The organism is Streptomyces sp. NPDC002680, assembly GCF_042889145.1.
Lineage (GTDB): Bacteria > Actinomycetota > Actinomycetes > Streptomycetales > Streptomycetaceae > Streptomyces > Streptomyces adonidis.
Map to the genome: position 1 here is coordinate 197,618 of NZ_JBIAQP010000020.1, position 20,461 is coordinate 218,078.

The 20,461-nt window shown below is 71.2% G+C and carries 17 protein-coding genes; 10 read left to right on the top strand and 7 right to left on the bottom strand.

What is annotated here, in order from left to right; all coding sequences use genetic code 11:
* Positions 1 to 6: 6 nt before the first annotated feature.
* The 8 genes from ACFYXF_RS40905 to ACFYXF_RS40940 all read left to right on the top strand — a co-directional run bounded on the left by ACFYXF_RS40905 (position 7) and on the right by ACFYXF_RS40940 (position 9,928).
* Positions 7 to 1,254, top strand: coding sequence for an alginate lyase family protein (locus ACFYXF_RS40905; protein WP_389357330.1), 1,248 nt, complete (start codon positions 7 to 9; stop codon positions 1,252 to 1,254).
* A gap of 105 nt (positions 1,255 to 1,359) precedes the next feature.
* Positions 1,360 to 2,958: a carboxylesterase/lipase family protein gene (locus ACFYXF_RS40910; protein ID WP_389357332.1), complete on the top strand. Its 1,599-nt coding sequence runs from the start codon at positions 1,360 to 1,362 to the stop codon at positions 2,956 to 2,958.
* A gap of 168 nt (positions 2,959 to 3,126) precedes the next feature.
* A complete protein-coding gene (locus tag ACFYXF_RS40915) occupies positions 3,127 to 3,897 on the top strand; it encodes a GntR family transcriptional regulator (protein WP_389357334.1) in 771 nt (256 codons plus the stop codon).
* A 52-nt stretch (positions 3,898 to 3,949) separates the two neighbouring features.
* Positions 3,950 to 4,177, top strand: coding sequence for a ferredoxin family protein (locus tag ACFYXF_RS40920; RefSeq protein WP_006376935.1), 228 nt, complete (start codon positions 3,950 to 3,952; stop codon positions 4,175 to 4,177).
* A gap of 14 nt (positions 4,178 to 4,191) precedes the next feature.
* Positions 4,192 to 5,574 (top strand): ABC transporter substrate-binding protein, encoded by a 1,383-nt coding sequence (locus tag ACFYXF_RS40925; RefSeq protein WP_389357337.1) that lies wholly within the window; start codon positions 4,192 to 4,194, stop codon positions 5,572 to 5,574.
* The gene (locus ACFYXF_RS40930; protein WP_389357339.1) at positions 5,571 to 6,428 is read left to right on the top strand and encodes an ABC transporter permease; all 858 of its coding nucleotides are present in this window, start codon (positions 5,571 to 5,573) and stop codon (positions 6,426 to 6,428) included. Before ACFYXF_RS40925 ends, ACFYXF_RS40930 begins: the two co-directional genes overlap by 4 nt.
* Positions 6,425 to 7,192: an ABC transporter ATP-binding protein gene (locus tag ACFYXF_RS40935; protein ID WP_389357341.1), complete on the top strand. Its 768-nt coding sequence runs from the start codon at positions 6,425 to 6,427 to the stop codon at positions 7,190 to 7,192. Before ACFYXF_RS40930 ends, ACFYXF_RS40935 begins: the two co-directional genes overlap by 4 nt.
* 15 nt (positions 7,193 to 7,207) lie before the next feature.
* Positions 7,208 to 9,928: a fumarate reductase/succinate dehydrogenase flavoprotein subunit gene (locus tag ACFYXF_RS40940; protein ID WP_389357343.1), complete on the top strand. Its 2,721-nt coding sequence runs from the start codon at positions 7,208 to 7,210 to the stop codon at positions 9,926 to 9,928.
* An 8-nt stretch (positions 9,929 to 9,936) separates the two neighbouring features.
* Here ACFYXF_RS40940 and ACFYXF_RS40945 read toward each other — a convergent pair whose 3' ends face one another.
* The 4 genes from ACFYXF_RS40945 to mmuM all read right to left on the bottom strand — a co-directional run bounded on the left by ACFYXF_RS40945 (position 9,937) and on the right by mmuM (position 14,067).
* Positions 9,937 to 11,001, bottom strand: a complete 1,065-nt coding sequence (locus ACFYXF_RS40945) for a LacI family DNA-binding transcriptional regulator (protein ID WP_389357345.1) — start codon at positions 10,999 to 11,001, stop codon at positions 9,937 to 9,939.
* A 150-nt stretch (positions 11,002 to 11,151) separates the two neighbouring features.
* Entirely contained in the window at positions 11,152 to 12,747 is a 1,596-nt protein-coding gene (locus ACFYXF_RS40950) for an amidase (RefSeq protein ID WP_389357347.1), read from the bottom strand.
* Positions 12,744 to 13,034 carry a hypothetical protein gene (locus ACFYXF_RS40955; protein ID WP_389357349.1) on the bottom strand — a complete coding sequence of 97 codons (291 nt, stop codon included), beginning with the start codon at positions 13,032 to 13,034 and terminating at the stop codon, positions 12,744 to 12,746. The genes ACFYXF_RS40950 and ACFYXF_RS40955 overlap by 4 nt, the downstream gene beginning before the upstream one ends.
* Positions 13,035 to 13,143: 109 nt before the next feature.
* Positions 13,144 to 14,067 carry a homocysteine S-methyltransferase gene (gene mmuM, locus ACFYXF_RS40960; protein WP_389357351.1) on the bottom strand — a complete coding sequence of 308 codons (924 nt, stop codon included), beginning with the start codon at positions 14,065 to 14,067 and terminating at the stop codon, positions 13,144 to 13,146.
* Positions 14,068 to 14,217: 150 nt separating this feature from the next.
* Here mmuM and ACFYXF_RS40965 point away from each other — a divergent pair, with 150 nt between their 5' ends.
* The gene (locus ACFYXF_RS40965; protein ID WP_389357353.1) at positions 14,218 to 15,666 is read left to right on the top strand and encodes an amino acid permease; all 1,449 of its coding nucleotides are present in this window, start codon (positions 14,218 to 14,220) and stop codon (positions 15,664 to 15,666) included.
* Positions 15,667 to 15,690: 24 nt separating this feature from the next.
* Here the strand turns inward: ACFYXF_RS40965 and ACFYXF_RS40970 are convergent, their stop codons facing one another.
* Entirely contained in the window at positions 15,691 to 16,302 is a 612-nt protein-coding gene (locus ACFYXF_RS40970) for a hypothetical protein (RefSeq protein WP_389357355.1), read from the bottom strand.
* 143 nt (positions 16,303 to 16,445) lie between these two features.
* On the opposite strand from ACFYXF_RS40970, the gene ACFYXF_RS40975 reads away from it, so the two are divergent.
* Positions 16,446 to 17,576 (top strand): aminoglycoside phosphotransferase, encoded by a 1,131-nt coding sequence (locus ACFYXF_RS40975; RefSeq protein WP_389357357.1) that lies wholly within the window; start codon positions 16,446 to 16,448, stop codon positions 17,574 to 17,576.
* A 46-nt stretch (positions 17,577 to 17,622) separates the two neighbouring features.
* Here ACFYXF_RS40975 and ACFYXF_RS40980 read toward each other — a convergent pair whose 3' ends face one another.
* Entirely contained in the window at positions 17,623 to 18,063 is a 441-nt protein-coding gene (locus tag ACFYXF_RS40980) for a hypothetical protein (RefSeq protein WP_389357359.1), read from the bottom strand.
* A gap of 195 nt (positions 18,064 to 18,258) precedes the next feature.
* Positions 18,259 to 20,418 (bottom strand): autotransporter, encoded by a 2,160-nt coding sequence (locus tag ACFYXF_RS40985; protein ID WP_389357449.1) that lies wholly within the window; start codon positions 20,416 to 20,418, stop codon positions 18,259 to 18,261.
* Between the last annotated feature and the right edge of the window lie 43 nt (positions 20,419 to 20,461).

Below are 20,461 nucleotides of genomic sequence, written 5' to 3' on the forward strand. Positions count from 1 at the left end.
ATCGCAATGAGCCGCGAACACCCCCACAACCCAACCCAGTTGAGCCGCCGGGGACTGCTGAAGTCCGCCGGTGGTCTCACCGCCGCCCTCGCCGTGGGCGCGTCGGCCGCCGCACTCACGGCCCCCTCCGCCCAGGCCGCACCCGCGACCTTCACCCACCCCGGCATGCTGCACGCCTACGGTGAACTCAACCGCGCCAAGGTCCGGGTCGCCGCAGGAACCGACCCCTGGCTCTCCGGCTGGAACCGTCTCACCGCCAACTCCCACTCGGCGTCCACCTGGACGGCCCGGCCGCAGGCCACGATCATCCGGGGCGGCACCGGCGAGAACTACGGCATCCTCTACAACGACATCCACGCCGCCTACCAGAACGCCCTGCGCTGGAAGATCGCGGGCACAACCGCCAACGGGGACACGGCAGTTGCCATCCTCAACGCCTGGGCGTCCACCCTCACCAGCGTCACCGGCAACGCCGACCGCTTCCTGGCCGCCGGGATCTACGGCTACCAGTTCGCCAACGCCGCCGAACTCATGCGTGGCTACAGCGGGTTCGACCTCGCCGCCTTCCAGGAGATGATGCTCGACGTCTTCTACCCGCTCAACAACCAGTTCCTGACCGGCCACAACGACGCCTGCATCACCAACTACTGGGCCAACTGGGACCTCTGCAACATGAACTCGATCCTCGCGATCGGGATCCTGTGCGACGACGCGGCCAAGTACGACCAGGCGGTGAACTACTTCAAGACCGGCGCGGGCAATGGTTCCATCGCGCACGCCGTCCCGTACCTCTACACCGACTCCGACGGCTATGCGCTGGGCCAGTGGCAGGAGTCCGGGCGCGACCAGGGGCACACCGTGATGGGCATGGGACAGATGGGTGCCTTCTGCGAGATGGCCTGGTCCCAGGGCGACGACCTGTACGGCTACGACAGCAACCGGTTCATGAAGGCCGCCCAGTACGTCGCCAAGTACAACCTGGGCAACGACGTCCCGTTCACCACCTACACCTGGGGCACCGGCCAGAGCTGCGCCCAGTCGTCGCAGACCGTGATCTCCTCCGCGAGCCGGGGTCAGGTCCGCCCGGTCTGGGACATCCTCTACTACCACTACGCCAAGCGGCGCGGTCTGTCCGTCCCGTACATCCAGGCGATGGCCGAGAGCGTCCGGCCCGAGGGCGGGGGAGGTGACTACGGCACGACGAGCGGCGGCTTCGACCAGACCGGTTTCGGCACGCTGATGTACGCCAAATAGTCGCCCGATCACCCACCGAATGGCTTCTTCCGCGGGAATACCGGCAGGTCATGTGTTGCTCTGATCTGAACGGTTCACGCGCGGCGGCGAGGGGCTGGTGGGCAGATGACGGCAGAACTGACGGAGCCCGTGGTCAGGACCCCCTACGGGGACGTCCGCGGCAGATACGAGGGACACGAGGGCGACCGGATCGCCGTGTTCCGTGGCATCCCGTACGCCGCCCCGCCCTTCGGCCCCCGCCGGTTCCGGCCGCCCGTGCCGCCCACCCCCTGGGACGGGGTGCGCGACGCGGGCGGCTTCGGTCCCACCGCGCCGAAACCGCCGTACTCCGAGGCCTTCGCCCGGCTGCTGTCCGACCCGGTGGTCCCCGGCGACGACTGCCTCAACCTCAACGTCTGGACACCTGAGCTGGGCAGGGACGCGCGGCTCCCGGTCATGGTGTGGATCCACGGCGGCGCCCTGACCCGTGGCTCCTCGGCGGTTCCCGTCTACGACGGCCACGCCTTCGCCCGCGACGGCGTGGTCCTCGTCTCGGTCAACTACCGCCTGGGCGTGGAGGGTTACGGCCTCTTCCCGGACGCACCCCCGAACCCCGGACTGCGCGACCAGCTGGCCGCGCTGGAGTGGGTACGGGCGTCCGTCGCGGCCTTCGGCGGCGACCCCGACCGGGTCACCGTCTTCGGCCAGTCGGCCGGCGCGATCAGCATCGGCGCGCTGCTCGCCGCACCCCGCGCCCAGGGGCTCTTCCGGCGGGCGGTGCTGCAGAGCGGGCCGCCCGAGGTGAGCGACCGCGACAAGGTACGGCGGATGGTGCGCCGGATGGCGACCCGGCTGAAGATCCCGGCGACCGCCGAGGCCTTCGCCGCCGTCGACCGGGAGCTGCTGCTGCGCGTCCAGGGCGAGGTAGGGCGGCTGAGCAGCCCGGTCCTCGGCGGGCCCGCCTTCGGCATCGTCGTCGACGGCGACCTCGTACCCCGCGACCCCCTGGAGGCCCTCGTCGAGGGAGCCGCCGCCGATGTCGACCTGATGCTGGGCTGGACCCGGGACGAGTACCGGCTCTGGCTGGTGCCCGGCGGGCTCCTGGAACGCGTCGACCGGCTCGGCCCGGTCGCCCTCGCCGGTGCCATGGCCCGCTGCCGCTGCGGCCCCGAGGTCCCGCGCGGCTACCGCACCCTGCACCCCGACGCCAGTACGGCCGACCTGGTCGGCCAGCTGGTCACCGACCATCTGCTCCGCGTACCGCTGCACCGCCTCGCGGACGCCCGGCACGGCGGTGGGGCCCATGTGTACGAGTTCGCCTGGCCGTCGACCAAGCCCGGCCTGGGCGCCTGCCACGCCCTCGAACTGGGATTCGTGTTCGACACCCACGAGGCGCCCGAGTCGGCCAAGCTCGCGGGCGAGGGCGCCCCGCAGGATCTCGCCGAGGCCATGCACACGGCCTGGGTCCGCTTCGCCGTCGACGGCGACCCGGGCTGGCAGCCCTGGGACGCCTCGCACCCGGTGCGAGTCTTCGGCGACGGCGACCCGCACACCGTACGAGGTCCACGGGACCCCGAACTCGCCCTGTGGGCGGCCGACCGCGCCCCTGCGGCACCGGGGCCGACACTGACATCGGCCCTCCCGCTCGGTTCACGTATGCGTGCCGTGGAGTCCGGGTCGGTCGTACGGCGGCTGCGCCTCCCCGGCAGTGTTCCGAGGCGCTGACCAACGGCCGCCCCCAGGTGGCAGGTGTGCCGCCCGCGACGGCGAACCGCCAGCTCACACCCGTACCCGACGGTCGCCGGGGTGGCGCAACACTGCCGCAACACCACGTCGGGCGGCGCGCGGATATGGTCCGGGGGAAACGTACCCCCGCCGCTCTGGGAGCCCTCGATGCCCGCCGACCGCACTCGCGAACACACCGCGCCCGTCGCGGCCGCGCGGCGCCGCCGGCTGCGCGCGGACCGGGCACGGCAGCTCGCCGACCTGCTGCGCCACCAGATCCTGACCGAGGGCTTCCCCGACGGCGTACTCCCTCATGAGGACGCCATCGGCGTCGACTACGGCGCGTCCCGCAACACCGTGCGCCAGGCCCTGGACCTGCTGCGCACCGAACAGCTGGTCGAACGACTGCCCGGGGTCGGGACGGTCGTCACCTGTCAGAAGTACCCGCACGGCCTGGACCGGCTGATGGGGCTCGCGGAGACCCTGCACGAGCACGGCCACGTCACCAACGAGGTCCGCACCATGAGCCCGGTCCCCGCACCCGGCCCGGTCGCCGACCGCCTCGGACTGCCGCCGCGCGCCGAGGTGCTGTACGTGGAGCGGCTGCGCCGCCTGGGCGGGGTGCCGCTGTCCCTGGACCTCACCTACATCCCGATGGACATCGGCGTCGAACTCCTCGGCGCCGACCTGGAGAACACCGACGTCTTCCGGCTGCTGGAGCAGATCACCGGCAAGCGTCTCGGCACCGCCGAGATCACCCTGGAGGCCGTCACCGCGGACGCGCACTCCGCCGCCGTACTGGAGGCGCCGCGCGGCGCGGCCGTCCTGATGCTGGAACGGCTCACCTGTCTGTCCGACGGGCGGCCCGTGGACCTGGAGTTCATCCGCTTCCGGGGCGACCGGATCACGATGCGAGGACTGCTTCACCGGTCCAGCTGATTCCCGACTTCCTTCTTTCGTACCCCCTTTCACCCACTTCCCGGAGACAGCCATGCCTCTCGTCCCCCAGCGTGCCGACGTGCCCGTCACGATCGACGAGTCCAAGTGCATCGACGGCTGCACCCTCTGCGTCGACATGTGTCCGCTGGACTCCCTCGCCATCGACCCGGACACCAGCAAGGCGTACATGCACGTCGACGAGTGCTGGTACTGCGGCCCGTGCGCCGCCCGATGCCCCACGGGCGCGGTCACCGTCAACATGCCCTACCTCCTCCGGTGAAAGGTCCCGCCCGCATGTCCAGCCTGTCCCGCCTGCCACGTCTGTCCCGCAGAATCGTTCCGGTCGCCCTCGCCGCCGCGCTGCTCCTCCCGCTCACCGCCTGCGGCGGTTCCGCCGACGCGAGTGACAGCAAGTCGGTCACGGTGACCGTCGGCTACCAGTCCAAGACCATCAACACCGTCACCGCGGGCACCCTGCTGCGCTCCCTCGGCTACTTCGAGAGCGCGCTGAAAGCCCAGGGCGCCCGCGACGGCATCACCTACAAGGTGGAGTGGCAGGACTACGCGACCGGCGCCCCGATCACCGCCGCGATGGTCGCCGGGAAGGTCGACATCGGCTCCATGGGCGACTTCCCGCTGCTCATCAACGCCTCCCGGGGCAAGCAGCTGAACGCCCCGACCCGGCTGGTCTCCGTCACCGGCTACAACTCGCGCGGCGCCCTCAACACCGTGGTCACCGCCCCGGATTCGGACCTGAAGTCGCTGTCCGACCTGCGCGGCAAGAAGGTGTCGACGAGCGTCGGCTCGGCCGCCGACGGCACCCTCGTACGGGCCCTGGAACAGGCCGGGTTGGACCCCGACAAGGACATCAGCAAGCTCAACCAGCAGCCCGCGGTGGGTGCTTCGGCACTGGAGGCGGGCAGCGCCGACGCGCTCTCCCAATTCGTCGCGTGGCCGGGCCTGTTGGCCTTCCAGGGCAAGGCGAAGGCCCTGTACGACGGTGGCTCGCTCGGCCTGCCCACCCTGCACGGAGTCACCGTGCGCGGAGCCTTCGCCGACCAGCGCCCGGCGGTCGTCGAGGCCTTCCTGGCCGCCCAGATCAAGGCCACCACCTACCTCGACACACACCCGGTCGAAGCCGCCGAGAAGGTCGCCGAGGTCACCGGGCTCCCCGCCGAGGTCGTCTACCTCTACAACGGCAAGGGCGGCATCGCCACCTTCGACCCGACCCTCAAGCCGGAGCTGGTCGCCGCCCTTAAGAAGGACGTCCCCCTGCTGGTCTCCGCCAAGCTCGCGGGCACGGTGAACGTCTCCGACTTCGTCGACGACAGCTACCTGAAGAAGGTGTACGACACCGGATACGCCAAGGCCGCCGCCACCACGGCCCCCGCGTCCAAGCCCGAGGTCTGGCTCAAGGGCGCCTCCACGACCAGCACTTACGCCGACCCGGCCGCGCTGCTCCGCCATGTCGCCGAGCACGGTGACACCGTACGGGCCGCGTATGTCCCCGACGCCACCACCGGCACCCGCTGGTTCGCAGACAGGTCGGTCTGGGTCCAGGACGGCACCGACCTGGAGCCCTTCGTCACAGAGTCCGCCGCCGACGCCTGGGCCGCCGACCACCCCGGTTCGCGCATCGTCAGCTACGCCGACGCACTCCGGCAGGCAGCGAAATGAGCGCGCCCTCGTCCCCGTACGCCCGATACGCGTTGCGCGCGGCCTCGCTGCTCGCCGCGCTCGGCATCTGGCAGCTGCTGACCAGCCAACACGTCAACCTGTGGCTGCGGTTCGCCCAGTTCCCGACCGCCACCCAGGTCGCCGACGAGCTCGCGCACCGCCTCGGCACTGCCGTCTACTGGCAGGACCTGACGGACAGCCTGACCCGCATCCTCACCGGCTTCGCGCTGGCAGCGGTGGCCGGGATCGCGGTCGGCACGGCCATCGCGCGCTCGCGGATCGCCGCCGACCTGCTCGGCCCGCTGCTCGAAGTCCTGCGCCCCATCCCGGCGATCGCCCTGGTCCCGGTGGCGATCCTGCTCTTCCCCACCAACGAGCAGGGCATCGTCTTCATCACCTTCACCGCCGCCTTCTTCCCCGTCCTGGTCTCCACGCGGCATGCCGTGCGGGCCCTGACCCCGGTGTGGGAGGAGGCCGTCCTGACGATGGGCGGCGGCCGGCTGCGCATCCTCGCCTCCGTCGTCCTGCCGGGCGCGCTGCCCGGCATCCTGGGCGGGCTCTCGGTGGGCATCGGGGTGTCCTGGATCTGTGTGATCTCCGCCGAGATGATCTCCGGCCAGTACGGCGTCGGCTACCGCACCTGGCAGGACTACACGATCGTCAACTATCCGGGCGTCCTGGTCGGCATGGCGACCATCGGCCTGCTCGGCTGGCTCACTTCCACGGCCGTCGAGGTCGCCGGGCGCCGCGTCACGCGCTGGCTGCCCCGGCCCGCCACCGAGCGGGCGGCGCCCCTGCGGGTGGCGCGGCGCCCGGCCGCCACCGCGCACGCGTCCGGGAGGGCGGCCTCATGACGACCCAGGTCAGCACGTCCACGGTGGAGACCGAGGCCCCACGCGGTGTACGGCTGCGGCTGGCGGACGCGACCATCGGGCGCCCCGGACTTCCGGTGCTGAACGGCCTCGACCTCGACATCGCCCCCGGCGAGCTGCTGACCGTCGTAGGCCCGTCGGGTTGCGGCAAGTCGACGCTGCTGCGGACTCTGGCGGGGCTGTTGCCCGTGCTGGACGGCCAGGTGAGCCAGGACGACCGGCCCATCACGCGGCCGGAGGCGGACCGGGCGCTGGTGTTTCAGGAGGACGGTCTCCTGCCCTGGCGCAACGCCCGCCGCAACGTCGAACTCCCGCTGGCCATACGGGGGTTGCCGCGCGCCGAACGCCGAGCACAGGCCACGGAGTGGCTGACCCAGGTCGGCCTCGCCGGCCGCGAGGAGCAGCTCCCGCACCGCATGTCTGGCGGCCAGCGTCAGCGCGTACAGCTGGCCCGTGCCCTGGCCGGGCGTCCGCGCGCGGTGCTGATGGACGAACCGTTCGGGGCGCTGGACGCGCAGACCCGGGCCGGGATGCAGAACCTGCTGGTCGAAGTCCTGGCCGGGACCCGCGCGACGGTCGTCTTCGTCACCCACGACGTCGACGAGGCGGTGTTCCTCGGCGACCGCGTCGCCCTCCTCGGCACCGGCCAGGTGCTGGACGTCCCCCGACCGCGCGAGCGCACGGCCCACGGCGAGCCCGCGACGGTCGCCCTGCGCCGCGAGATCCTCGCTTCCCTCAGCAGCTGAAAGGTCTCCCTCCCGATGGACAGCACGACGGCCACGCCCATCCCCTCCCTCCACGACGCCGACGAGCTGACCTGCGACGTCCTGGTCATCGGCGGCGGTACCGCCGGCACCATGGCCGCGCTGACCGCCGCCGAACACGGCGCGAACGTCCTGCTCCTGGAGAAGGCCCACGTCCGCCACTCCGGCGCCCTCGCCATGGGCATGGACGGCGTCAACAACGCCGTCGTCCCCGGCCGCGCCGAACCCGACGACTACGTCGCCGAGATCACCCGCGCCAACGACGGCATCGTCAACCAGGCCACCGTCCGCCAGACCGCGACGCGCGGCTTCGCGATGGTGCAGCGCCTGGAGTCGTACGGCGTGAAGTTCGAGAAGGACGAGCACGGCGAGTACGCGGTCCGCCAGGTCCACCGCTCCGGCTCGTACGTGCTGCCGATGCCCGAGGGCAAGGACGTCAAGAAGGTCCTGTACCGGCAGCTGCGCCGCCGTGAGATGCGCGAGCGCATCCGTATCGAGAACCGCGTGATGCCGGTACGGGTCCTCACAGCGGGGGGAAGGGCGGTGGGCGCGGCCGGTTTCGACACCCGCACCGGACGGTTCGTCACCGTGCGGGCCGGCGCGGTGATCCTGGCGACCGGCGCCTGCGGACGCCTCGGCCTGCCCGCCTCCGGCTACCTCTACGGCACGTACGAGAACCCGACCAACGCGGGCGACGGCTACGCGATGGCGTACCACGCGGGCGCCGAACTCAGCGGTATCGAGTGCTTCCAGATCAACCCGCTGATCAAGGACTACAACGGCCCGGCCTGCGCCTATGTCGCCAACCCCTTCGGCGGCTACCAGGTCAACCGGCACGGTGAACGCTTCGTCGACTCCGACTACTGGTCGGGCCAGATGATGGCCGAGTTCGCGGCGGAGGTGGCGAGCGAGAGAGGACCGGTGTACCTGAAGCTCAGCCACCTCCCGGAGGAGTCGGTGGCCGCCCTCGAAGACATCCTGCACACCACGGAACGCCCGACGCGCGGCACCTTCCACTCGGGTCGGGGCCACGACTACCGCACCCACGACATCGAGATGCACATCTCCGAAATCGGCCTGTGCGGCGGCCACTCGGCGTCCGGAGTCTGGGTCGACGAGCACGCCCGTACGACCGTCCCGGGCCTGTACGCGGCGGGCGACCTGGCCTGCGTACCGCACAACTACATGATCGGCGCGTTCGTCTTCGGCGACCTGGCCGGAGCCGACGCGGCCACCGAACACCGCGTGTACGAGGGCGAGTTGCCGCTGGAGCAACTGCGCGAGGCGCACGAACTGATCTATCGCCCGCTGCGCAACCCGGACGGCCCTCCGCAGCCCCAGGTCGAGTACAAACTCCGCCGCTTCGTCAACGACTACGTCGCCCCGCCCAAGAGCGGCGCCCGACTCTCCCTGGCCGTCGAGGCGTTCGAGCGGATGCGCGACGAGATCGCCGGCATGGGCGGCCAGACCCCGCACGAGTTGATGCGCTGCGCCGAGGTCGACTTCATCCGCGACTGTGCCGAGTTGGCGGCCCGTTCGTCACTGGCCCGTACGGAGAGTCGCTGGGGCCTCTACCACGAGCGCACCGACCTCCCGCAGCGCGACGACACGGACTGGCTGGTGCACCTCAACGTCCGCAAGGCGGCGGACGGTTCGATGGAGTTCCTGACCCGGCAGGTGGCGCCCTACCTGGTCCCGGTCGAGGGCTTCGAGCCAACAGGCGGCGCGGCGAGGGTAATTGGCGAGGTGCATCCCGAGCAGGTGGCGACGGCGGGCCCGCGCGAGGTGGCCCCGGTCGGCTCGGGAACAGTCAAGTCCCGTACGGTCCTGCCCACTTCGACCGCACCCTCCCCGCGCATCCTCGAACTCCTCGCCCTGGCCGAGGATCAGCCGGGCCTGCCGGAACTGCGTCCGTACCTCACCGACCCCGATCCGGCCGTACGCCGGACCGCTGTCGCCACGCTCACGGAAACCGCCCCCGACGGCACAGGACCGGCCCTGGCCACCGCACTCGGCGATCCGGATGCTGGCGTACGGGAGTTGGCGGCAAGCTCGCTTCGGGAACTGGTCGAGGTACTGCCGCCAGAGGCGGCGCTGCGCGACGCGTTGGTCGCCGCGTTGGCCCTTGGTGATCCCGGCCGGGAGGGCGTACGGGCCGCCGCGCTCGACGTCCTGCGTGCACTGCGCCTGGGGTCAGCTTCCCTGTACGCCCGCACCCTCACCGACCCCGACCTCGGGGTGCGTATCCAGACCGTCAGGGCACTGGTGTCGGTGGACGCGGTGCCGGAGTTGGCCCGCGCCGCCGCCGACACCTCGCGCGAGGTGCGGGTCGCCGCCGCGCAGGGCCTGGGTACCGTCGGCACCCCGGAGGACCTGAAGCCTCTGCTCGCCGACACGGATGCCCTGGTCCGGGCCGCCGCGCTCACCGCCCTCGCGACCACGGGCTGCCCACCGCCCCTGGACACGGCGGCGGTTTCCGCGCTGGCCGACCCCGCCTGGCAGGTCCGTACGGGCGCGGCGACGGCACTGGGCTCGGCCGCACCGGAGTTGGCGGTGCCCGCCCTGGCGGAGGCACTGTCCGACGCGCTCGCCGACGTCCGCAAGGCGGCGGTCCGGTCGCTGCGCCGCCATGACGCGCAGCCGGGGGTCGCGGAGGCCCTGGCGTCGGTGGCGGGGGACGTGGACGCGGATGTGCGGGCGTACGCCCGGCTCGGGTAGTCAGGATGTCAACTGTGGAGTGGCGCCACCGAGTTCCGTACGACGACGTGCGTGCCCAGGAGCAGGTGCTCGTCCGGGTCGTCCGGGGTACGGCCGAGGGCGGTGCGGACGGCGAGGCGGCCCAACTCCTCGTAGGGGACATGGACCGTGGTGAGCGCCGGGTGCAGGTCGCGGGCGAACGGGATGTCGTCGTACCCGGCCAGTGAGACGTCGCCCGGCACGGAGAGACCGGCCTCGTGGAGGGCGGTCAGCGCACCGGCGGCGACCATGTCGGTGGCGGCCATCACCGCAGTGAACTCCAGTCCCTGGGACAGGGCTTGGCGCATCAGACGGTGGCCCGAGTCGCGGGTGAAGTCGCCGTGCAGCCGCAGCGCCGGGTCGGGTTCCAGGCCGCGGGCGCGGTGGGCGGCGGTGTAACCGCGTTCGCGGCCCTGGGCGGTGGTGTGGTCGGGGCGGCCGCCGAGGAAGAGGACGCGCTGGTGGCCCTGGGCGAGGACGTGGGCGCACAGGGCATAGGCGCCGCCCTCGTTGTCGTACTCGATGACCGTGACCGGCGTACCGGGATTCAGCGGCGGCCGGCCGCACAGCACCAGGCGGGAGCCGACGGAGGCCAGGGAGTCGGCGATGCGGGCCGTGCGGGTGCGGTACTCGGGAGTGTCGGCGGTGCCGCCGACCAGGATCACGGCGGCGGCCCGCTGGGCGCGCATCATCTCGACGAACTCCAGTTCGTGTGCCGTGTCGCCGTCCGTGCTGCACACCAGGGAGAGATGGCCGAGCCGGGTCGCCTCGCGCTCCACCCCGTGCGCCATGAGCGCGAAGGAGGGCCCGGTGATGTCGTCGAGCACGAAGGCGAGCGTGGGAGTCCCGACTCCGGCGACCGCCTTGGCGCGCGCGTCGGCGACATAGTCCAGCTCACGGACGGCCCGCATGACGCTGGTCCGGGTCGCGGCGCTCACCGGGTAGTCGCCGCCCAGCACCCGCGACACAGTGGACGCGGACACTCCGGCGCGAGCCGCGACATCCCGAATGGTGCTGCGGGTCGCACTGACTCCGGTGCTGCTCTTTCGCGTCATGGTGCGTGCCCCCTGTCCGTGGGACCTGCGGCAACACTTCGGCAACCGGTTCCCGTGCGGAGGCTAGCAGCGGATGCGGACGGGCGGGAGCGGGAGGGCGAGGGGCCGGGGGCCGAGATTCTCCCCGTGATCGCCCTCTCCGCCTCTGCTCTACGCCGAACTCGCCGCCGCCTCCTCCGCCGAGATACGCGGACGGGCGGTCGCAGCCCCGAAGCTCCTGGCCGTCGCCGGAGTCGGGTCCGCCGGTCTGCGCGTGTGCCAGTCGGTGACCGCCTGGTAGGCCGCCGTCACCTCCAACAGCCGGTCCTCCTCGTACGGTTGGCCGCCGAGGATCGTGCCCACGGGTACGCCGTTGCCGTCGAAGCCGATGGGGAAGCCGATCTCGGGCAGGCCGAGGATGTCGAAGGGGACGGGGCCGGTCTGGAGGACGACGTCGGACGTCGTCAGCACGCCGTCCAGGACCTCTCTCAGCAGGTGGTTCTTGGCGCGCTGGGCCGTGATCCACTCGTCGCCCGACAGCATCAGCCCCTGCAGCCAACTCAGCAGTGACACACCGAACTTGGTGGGATCGGTACGGAGCCAGTGGCGGAAGGGCTCGGTGCGTTCGGCGAGGCGGGCCGCGTTGAACGTGCCGGTGAGCAGCGCCCAGTCGTCCGGGTAGGCGATGTCGACGAGCGTGACACCCGGGATCGCGTCCAGGCGGGTGAGGAACGCGGTCCTCAACTCCCGCTGGGCGGACAGGAAATCGGCGGGGACGCCGATACGCGTGGCCCGGCGCAGACGTACCTTGCCGCCCCTCGCCACGACCGGGGTCGCGGCGCGGATCAGGTCGGGTACGGCGGGCAGGCCCAGGGTGCGCGGGTCCTGGGCGTCTGGTCCGGCCAGGACCTGGAGCATGATCGCCGCGTCCATCGCGTCGCGCGCGAGCGGGCCCGCGTGGTCGCGGGTGAACGAGAGCGGGATGACGCCATGGATGGACACGCGGCCCATCGTGGGCTTCAGGCCGGTCAGGTTCTGCTGGTTGGACGGCAGCACGATCGAGCCGCCGGTCTGCGTCCCGATCGACGAGGAGGCGAGCCGCCCGGCCACCGCACAGGCGGGACCGGTCGAGGAACCGCCCGGGTCGACGGACGGGTCGTCCGGCGTCCACGCGTTGACCGTCGTCACCGTGCCGTTGGGCTTCGTGGCCCGGGTGGTGGCCAGCGGCCCCATCTGGCCCTTGCCGAGCACGAACGCGCCCGCCGACTTCAGCCGGGCCACGGCCGTGGCGTCGGCGTCCGGCACGAAGTCCTCGAAGATGAGGGAGTTGCAGCGGGTGGGCACGCCTGCCGTGAAGTAGTTGTCCTTGATGCACAGGGGGATGCCGTGCAGGAGGCGGCGGCCTGCCGGCGTACGGTCCGCACGTCGGGCCGCCGCACGCGCGTTCTCGGCGATGACCTCGGCGTACGCCTGGTACGTGCCGTCGTACCGCTCGATCCGCTCCAGATAGGCCTCGGTCAGCTCCGTCGACTTCAGCTTCCCGCGCCGCATGAGCACGGCGGCCTCGGCCAGCGTCGCCTCCGAGGGGTCGGCGCGTGCGGCCTGCCGTACATCGATGTCGAGGTCGAGGGTGGGGGCGGGGGTGCGGTCGGTAACCGGGGCCGCGTGCGCGGGAGTTGCTGCCTGCACGGCGAAACCGCCGGTCAGCGCCGCCGAACTCGCCAGGAATATCCGCCGGTTGATGGATCTGTTGAGGGGACTGTTCATGTCCGGTCGCCCGCCTTTCCGGTCCACGCCTCGGTGATCGACGGGTACAGAAGCGGCGGCGAGGCCTGTTGCGCGTACACCGGGTCGGTGGCGGGCGGGGTCCAGCCGGATATCGCGCCGGGGGTCGAGGCGACGAACGCCCGCAAGGAGGCGAGGACTTGCGAGCGCGTCGGGACTCCGGTGGCGGGGTCGGCCTGCTCCGGCAGGAGCGACAGATCGAACCCGGCCAACGCCAGCCGGGTCCGTACATAGGCGTCCAACTGGTCCTGCGTGGGCGGCTCGGTCACCAGGGCCTCCGTGATCGGCGTACGGGTTCGCCCCGGACTCCATCACCGGCCCGTGAAGCCCTCATTGAGCCCATGATTCACGGGAGTTACGCCAAGGTCGGCGCGGGAGTCACGCCGGGTTCAGCGTCCGGGCGATCGACGTGATCGCCCCCGGCCCCACCCGGCAGCACCCGCCGATCAGCCGCGCCCCCGCGTCCCGCCAGCCCGTCACCTGACCGGCGGAGAAGCTCGAACTGCCGGTCCAGGCACGGGCGTCGGCGTCCCAGACCTCGCCGCTGTTCGGATAGACCACGACCGGCTTCCCGGTCACCCGGGCCGCCAGCTCAACGGCACCCTCCACATCCTCGGGCACACAGCAGTTCACACCGACGGCGACGACCTCGTCCGCCTCGGCGGCCGGCGCGAACGCCTCCGCGAGCGGCTGACCGGCCCGCGTCAGCTCCCCGGCCACGCTGTACGACAGCCACACCGGAACCCCGAGCCCGCGCACCGCGCGCAGCAGCGCCTCGGCCTCGTCGGCGTCCGGAACCGTCTCCAGGGCCAGCACATCGGGCCCGGCGGCGGCCAGCACCTCCACCCGCGGCCGGTGGAAACGCTCCAGCTCGTCGACGCTCAGCCCGTACCGCCCCCGGTACTCGGACCCGTCCGCGAGCATCGCCCCGTACGGCCCGACGGACGCCGCCACCCACAAGGGCCGCTGAGCCTCGGCCCGGCGCGCGGCCTCGCGGGCCAGCTCCACGCTCAGCGCGAGCAGCTCGGCGGCGCGCTCGTGCCCGATGCCGCGCTTGGCGAAGCCCTCGAAGGTCGCCTGGTAGCTGGAGGTGATCGCGACGTCGGCGCCCGCCCGGAAGTAGGCGAGATGCGCGTCGACGATCGCCTCGGGCTGCTCGACGAGCAGCCGTGCCGACCACAGCTCGTCACTCAGATCGTGCCCGGCGGACCCCAGCTGGTTGGACATGCCGCCGTCGAGGACGAGGGGGGAGCCCGAGGTGAGGGCGGCAGAGAAGGTGGTCTCGCTGGTGTGGCTGGTCATGCCTCGACGCTAGTCCACGGTGGGCCCGGCGACCGTATGTGTCCAGTACATGAACAGATGGCCCACATTGTGGGATGGCGAGTTACGATCACGCCCTCCCCACCTGCCTTCACCTGTCCCCGCCTGCCCTCCCCGCTGACCGGAAGTGTCATGACTGCGCCCAGTACCACCGAGGCCGACGAGCCGGAGCTGAACCCGACCGAGACGGCCGAGAGCGCCGAGACGGCGTCGACGACGCAGAAGCCGCCGCCCGGCCGCCGAACCTTCGGCCTCGCCGCCGCCACCGCGCTCGTGATGGGCAACATCATCGGCGGCGGCATCTTCGTCCTGCCGGCCACGGTCGCCCCGTACGGCTCGGTCAGCCTGCTGGCCTTCCTGATCCTGTCGATAGGCGCGGTGCTGCTCGCCCTCCTGTTCGGCAAGCTGGCCCGCCGCAGCCCGGTCACCGGCGGCCTGTACGTCTACCCGCGCGACGCGTTCGGCCCCTTCGCGGGCTTCCTGTCGGCGTGGTCGTACTGGACGATGACCTGGGTCAGCATCGCCGCGCTGGCGGTGGCGGCGGTCGGATACGTGGACGTACTGATACCTCTCGACGACAACCACGCACTGGGAGCACTGGTCGCGATACTGGCCCTCTGGCTGCCGGCCGCCGCGAACTTCGCGGGCACCCGGTGGGTGGGCGGCGTACAGATCGTGTCGACGATCCTCAAGTTCGTACCGCTGCTGGTGGTGGCAACGGTCGGCCTGTTCTTCATGGACACGGACAACTTCGGTGCGTTCAACGCGTCGGGCGAAAGCGTGCCAGGCGCCCTTGCTGCCTCCGCCGCGCTGCTCCTCTACAGCTTCCTCGGCGTCGAGTCGGCGGCGATCAGCGCGGGCGAGGTGGAGGACCCCGAGCGCAACGTGGGCCGCGCGAGCGTCCTGGGCACCCTCGGCTCGGCCCTCGTCTACATCCTCGGCACGGTCGCCGTCTTCGGCCTGGTCCCGCACGACAAGCTGGTCGACTCGGGCGCCCCCTTTGCCGACGCGGTGAACGTGATCACCGGCGGCAGCTGGGGCGGCACGGCCATCGCGCTGGTGGCGGTGGCGTCGATCGTGGGCTGCCTGAACGGCTGGATCCTGCTCGCGGCGCAGATGCCGTACGCGGCGGCCCGCGACGGCCTCTTCCCGGCACCGTTCGCGAGGGTCGGCAAGGGCGGGGTGCCGGGCTTCGGCGTCCTGGCCTGCGCGATCCTCGGCACGATCCTGATCGCCTTCAACTACACGGCGGGCCCGGACACCACGTTCCGTGTCCTGGTCCTGATCACGACGTTCACGGGCTGCGTCCCGTACCTCTTCTCGGCGGCGGCCCAGCTGTACTGGCTGGCCAAGGGCACGCGGGACCGCGTCCGCCCGGCGGGCCTGATCCGCGACCTGATCGTCGCCGCCCTGTCCTTCGCGTTCTCGTTCTGGCTGATCGCGGGGGCGGGGTACGCGGCGGTGTATCAGGGGGTGCTGTTCCTGTTCGCGGGGATTCCGGTGTACGTGTGGATGCGGGGGCGGCAGGGGACGACGGAGGCGGTCGGCGCTGAGGACACGCCGGGCATCAAGCCCGCGTGACCTCACTCGCTCGTTTCACTTGCCTCACTCGCTCCGCACGTCGGAGAAGACGACCTCGAACTCCTCCAGCCCGGTCACGGTGACATGTGCCTTGGCGGCGCCCTCATGCCGGGCCGCCGCCTGGCCCGCGCGGGACGCGGCAAGGGACTCACGGTCGGTGAACACGGCGGCGACCAGTCCGCGTCCCCGGTCCCGGTCGAGGAGCAGGGACGCCCTGGCCAGTCCCGGGAGCGTTTCGAGCTTGGGGATCACCGTCGCCCGGAACGTCTCGGCGAACAGATCCGCGTCCGAGGGGTCGAACTCCACCCTGGTGATCCGCAGTCCCGCTCCTGCCTCGGGCTGCCGGACCTGGTGGACGACCACAGCTTCGAAATTCTCGGTCGTTGTCGTCGCCGCGAACCGCTCAAGGAGCGCCGCCCGCCGCTCGCGCAAGGCCTCGTCGCTGTTCCTTCGGTCCTCCTCCGTCTCCCACCAACTGGACGCCAACAGCTTTCCGAGCTCCCGGTCCACGAAGATGCCGAAGCCGCGGAATCCTGGCTGCCGCGCGACCAGTTCCCGGCCTTCGGTGTTGAGCCCCTCAACAGCCGTGTCGATGTTGGCCGGATCACCGGTCGCATAAACCGCGCGTACGAACATGACTACTCCCTGAAGTCGCGCGCACATTCGAAATCTTCTGACATGGCCAGTCTTCTCCTGGGGGCGAACCTGGGCAAACCGGTGGCTTACGGCGTCAGGGCTGGACCACGGTGTGCCGTTCCTGTGCCGCCTAACCTGGGGCCATGTCGGAGATCCCCTTCACGGAAGCCGAAGCACGTGAGGTCCTGGGCCCGTTCACCGGGCCCATGTTCTTCGCGACGAACACGCACAACCCGAAGAACGGCGTCACGGCAGGCGTATGGACGGTAAGCGCCGGTGAGAGGCACGCGATCCTGAAGGTCCTCACCCGTCGGAAGCAGTCGGAGGCCGGTTGGGCGGCCTCCGACGACCCACGGCACTGGAACTACTGGCGCCGCGAGGCCCACGTGTACGAGTCGGGGCTGGCGCAGACATGGCGGTCGTACGGCATCCGGGCACCCCGTCTCCTGGCCTGCGCGGAACGCGCGGACGGCGATGTCGCGCTGTGGCTGGAGCGCCTCCGGGGCAGACCGGCCACGCGGTGGCGCATCCCGAGCCACGCAGCACACGCCCGCCGCCTGGGCGCGGCACAAGGGGCTGCTGAGGGATCGGTGGGCGAGACGCCGGACCAGCCGTGGCTGTCACGCGGATTCCTACGGGAGTACATCGGCAGCAAGACACTCGGCCAGGAACTCCTGGACGACGACGAGGCGTGGCAACAGCCCCTGATCCGCGACCACTTCCCGCCGGGTCTGCGTGAGGACATGGTCCGGCTGCACCACGACCGCGAGTGGTTCCTGCACGTCATGGAGATGTTGCCACGAGCCCTGAACCACCTCGACCACTGGCCGGCCAACCTCCGCACGACCGGCCGCAACAGTGCCCTGATCGACTGGTCCTTCACCGGAGACGGCGCGCTTGGCGAGGACATCGGCAACTACATCCCGGACACCTTCTTCGACCTGTTCCTGCCCGCCGCCCGCCTGCCCGAACTGGCGTCGGCGGTATATGAGGCGTATGTGGAGGGGCTGCGCGAGGGCGGTTGGCGGGGCGACGAGCGGCTCGTACGGCTGGGGGTGTGCGCGTCGGCGGTCAAGTACGACTGGATCACCGGGCTGATGCTGGCGCGTGCGGGGGAGGAGCGGCAGGTCGGCTACGGGGGCGGGGAGGAGGTGTCCCCGGAACACCTTTACCGCGAACGGGGGTTGGTGCTGGCGTTCCTGGCGGGGTGGGCTGCGGAGGCTCGGGAGCTGGCATCGGCGGTCGGGTTCTCGGGGGCGCCCAGCGGGCGTTGAGATCCTGACGGTTCGGGGGCGATCACCGATCGTGGCCCGGATGTGGCTATGAGGCGAGGTCCCGGGTGTTGGCAAGGGCTCCTCGGATCACGCCGGAGAGCCTGCGGTCCCCCTCGGCGGAAGGGAGTTCGCCCTGCCAGGCGTCGATCTCCTGCCAGCCGTGATCGGCGAGGGACGAGTCCGGTCGGCCGACTTTGAGTTTCGGGGGTGCTGTGGGAAGGCGTACCAGCAGGGTGGAGGTCCCCAGAGCGGCGGCGACCGCGATGCCCTCGTAAGACAACACCGGCACGCCGTACGCGGCATGGAGGGGCACACGCGGAGCCAACTGGGCCAACCTGTCCAGGAGATCGGGGTGCGTGTGCAACTGCCATTCGCCCAGCGCGTAGTCGTTCGGTCCGTGGGGCGGGGAGGCCTGCGCCCGCAGGAAATCCAGCAGCGCGGTGTTCTGGGGGTGCTCTGCGTTTATCGACGGCAGATCGGAGCGCATGGGCATGACCCTACGGGGACGGTGATTATGGGGCGCTCCTCTTCGTCAGTTCCTCCACGTAGTCCAGGCGATCGTGAAGCTCTCGCCCGGCAAGCGGGGTCAGGACATAGGGCAACCCGTCGACGCCGAACCGGATACTGCGTGGCCCAGTATCCGGAGCGGGGGTCGGCGCCGATAGGGCCAGCCCGTCCGGAGTCAGTCCTGCGCCGCGTGCCGTCCGCCCCGTCGCCTACCGCTCCCGCTCCCGTGCTCCCGGACCTTCCGAGCCGCCGGGATCATCAGCCCCGCCAACAGCCCCACCGCCATCGCGTACGGCCACCAGCCGAGCCCCGAACTGGCCGCCGTCGGGGCGGAGTTGGTGTTCGAGTCGGCAGACGTCACCGAATCCGAGCCCGACCCCGTCGCAGATCCCGAGCGGGCCCCCGAACTCGCCGTCGGTGACGCGCTCTTGGCGGCCGCCGTCAGGACCACGTCATTGCCGTCGCCGCCCCGGTAGCTGATCCGGTACGTCGTGGCGCCGAGCTTCAGCGCGGCGCCCTCCTTCAGCCCGCTGAAGGCACCCGTCGTCTTCGCGCGTCCAGCATGGTCAAGCACCTTGATCGTGCGGGCGGAGCCAGCGGCCGCACTCGCCCCCGCCGCCGACAAGTCCAGTGCCCCCGCCAGCCGCACCGCCCCGCCGACCTTCAACGGCCCTCCCCGCAGCACCAGTTCACCCTTCGCGGCCTGCGTGTATCCACCCGTCACCGTCAAACCGCCCGCCACCACGCCCTCGTTGGTCACCGAGCCCTTCACCGTCCCCGAACCGGTGAGTGTCTTCCGCACGCGCAGCCCCGCCGTGCCCACGTCGAGCCGTGAGCCGGCCGCCGTCAGCCGAATCGCCCTGCTGCCGGCCAGAGTTGCCCCGCCCCTCAGCGCCAGCGTTCCCTTCGTGACCGTCGTGGGCCCGCTGTACGTCACTCCGCTGCCCGTCAGTGTCGTCCTCGCCGCGCCCGACTGGGTGAACGAGCCGCTGCCGCTCACCCGCGACAGAGTCACCGCCTTGCTCGTGTTCCGTACCACCAACGAGCCGTTGTTCACGACCTTGTAGAGCGAACCCTTCGTGTACAGACCGCCGTCGCCGCCCGCCTTCCCGCTGCCCAGCCGCAGCACCGCGCCCTTCTCGACCGTCGTCGAGCCGTCGTAGTACTGCACCGCCGCGAACGTGACGTCGTTGCCGCGCGTCCCCTTGATGACGATGTCCCCGGCGCCGGGCGCGGACAGCGTGTCGTGGAAGCGGCCGCCGCCGATCGGGGCGCCCAGCGTCACCGGGCCGTTGTAGTCGAACGTCAGGAGGGAACGGGATCTCGCCGCGAGCAGGTTGATGTAGACCGTCTCGGCCGTACCCGGCATGAAGATCTTGTTCGTCGTGCCGTCGCCCCACTGGACGTTGGCGCCCTTGATGTTGGTGCCGCGCTTGTTGACGTTCTTGCGGGCCGGCGTCCAGTTGAGGGCGGGGTCGCTGAGCGACGGATCGGTGTCGCCGCCCTGGTTCGACCAGCTGTACTGGCCGGTCAGGACCACCTTCGAACCCGGGCGGGACTGGACGTTGATGTCGCTGCCGTACTCGCGCTGGTAGAAGTCCATCCCCATGGTGACCGTCTGGCCGAGCGGCGTGTCGACCGTCCACGTGCCCTGGTTCAGGACCTTGCGCACACGGGGGAGCGACGTCGCGAACTCCGGTCGTCCCGCGTTCACTTGGGTGCCGTTGTCGATCACCCCGGAGAAGGAATGGGTGCCGGACAGGTCCCAAGTGCCCCAGAGGAACCTGGGTTGGGTGACCAGCCCGCTGCCGCTGATCGTGCCCAGGTTGTACGCGCTCTTCAGGGACAGGCGCAGGGTGCCGTCGACCCTGATGTTGTCCTGGTTGAGGCGGAACGCCGGGGTGTTGTACGGGAAGTGGCCGATCAGGCCGGTCGTGCCGCCGTCGCCGTACTGGAGCGTGGCTCCCCGTTCCACCGTCACCGCCGGTGGGTCGGGGTTCGTCACCGTGACGTACGGGTGGTTGCCGCCGGGGATGCTCACCTGCTGGCCCTGCCGGGACCTGGGCAGCGTGAAGTCGCTGTCCTTCGTGAGGATCAGGGTGCCCGTGCCGCGCACGGTGAGGGTGCCCTCGCCGCGGAAGACACCGTCGTACGTCGTCGTCCCGGCGGGCACCCGCACCACCGTGTCGCCGGTGAGGGTGACGTCCCGGCCGGCGAGTACGTCGGCGGTGGCGTCACGGGGGCCGGCCGCCGAGGCGGGCGGGGCGCCGAGCAGGAGGGCGGTCAGCGCGAGGGCCGCGGCAGCGGTCGTCGGCCTTCGGGCGGGGCTGGTGATGGGGGAGTGGCTGTGCACAGCAGGGGAGACGGACCGGACTCCC

What these genes read in the sequence shown, in the direction of transcription:
- ACFYXF_RS40905 (WP_389357330.1), top strand. Translation starts at nt 7, where the DNA reads ATGAGCCGCGAACACCCCCACAACCCAACCCAGTTGAGCCGCCGGGGA.
- ACFYXF_RS40910 (WP_389357332.1), top strand. Translation starts at nt 1,360, where the DNA reads ATGACGGCAGAACTGACGGAGCCCGTGGTCAGGACCCCCTACGGGGAC.
- ACFYXF_RS40915 (WP_389357334.1), top strand. Translation starts at nt 3,127, where the DNA reads ATGCCCGCCGACCGCACTCGCGAACACACCGCGCCCGTCGCGGCCGCG.
- ACFYXF_RS40920 (WP_006376935.1), top strand. Translation starts at nt 3,950, where the DNA reads ATGCCTCTCGTCCCCCAGCGTGCCGACGTGCCCGTCACGATCGACGAG.
- ACFYXF_RS40925 (WP_389357337.1), top strand. Translation starts at nt 4,192, where the DNA reads ATGTCCAGCCTGTCCCGCCTGCCACGTCTGTCCCGCAGAATCGTTCCG.
- ACFYXF_RS40930 (WP_389357339.1), top strand. Translation starts at nt 5,571, where the DNA reads ATGAGCGCGCCCTCGTCCCCGTACGCCCGATACGCGTTGCGCGCGGCC.
- ACFYXF_RS40935 (WP_389357341.1), top strand. Translation starts at nt 6,425, where the DNA reads ATGACGACCCAGGTCAGCACGTCCACGGTGGAGACCGAGGCCCCACGC.
- ACFYXF_RS40940 (WP_389357343.1), top strand. Translation starts at nt 7,208, where the DNA reads ATGGACAGCACGACGGCCACGCCCATCCCCTCCCTCCACGACGCCGAC.
- ACFYXF_RS40945 (WP_389357345.1), bottom strand. Translation starts at nt 11,001, where the DNA reads ATGACGCGAAAGAGCAGCACCGGAGTCAGTGCGACCCGCAGCACCATT.
- ACFYXF_RS40950 (WP_389357347.1), bottom strand. Translation starts at nt 12,747, where the DNA reads ATGAACAGTCCCCTCAACAGATCCATCAACCGGCGGATATTCCTGGCG.
- mmuM (WP_389357351.1), bottom strand. Translation starts at nt 14,067, where the DNA reads ATGACCAGCCACACCAGCGAGACCACCTTCTCTGCCGCCCTCACCTCG.
- ACFYXF_RS40965 (WP_389357353.1), top strand. Translation starts at nt 14,218, where the DNA reads ATGACTGCGCCCAGTACCACCGAGGCCGACGAGCCGGAGCTGAACCCG.
- ACFYXF_RS40970 (WP_389357355.1), bottom strand. Translation starts at nt 16,302, where the DNA reads ATGTTCGTACGCGCGGTTTATGCGACCGGTGATCCGGCCAACATCGAC.
- ACFYXF_RS40975 (WP_389357357.1), top strand. Translation starts at nt 16,446, where the DNA reads ATGTCGGAGATCCCCTTCACGGAAGCCGAAGCACGTGAGGTCCTGGGC.
- ACFYXF_RS40980 (WP_389357359.1), bottom strand. Translation starts at nt 18,063, where the DNA reads ATGCGCTCCGATCTGCCGTCGATAAACGCAGAGCACCCCCAGAACACC.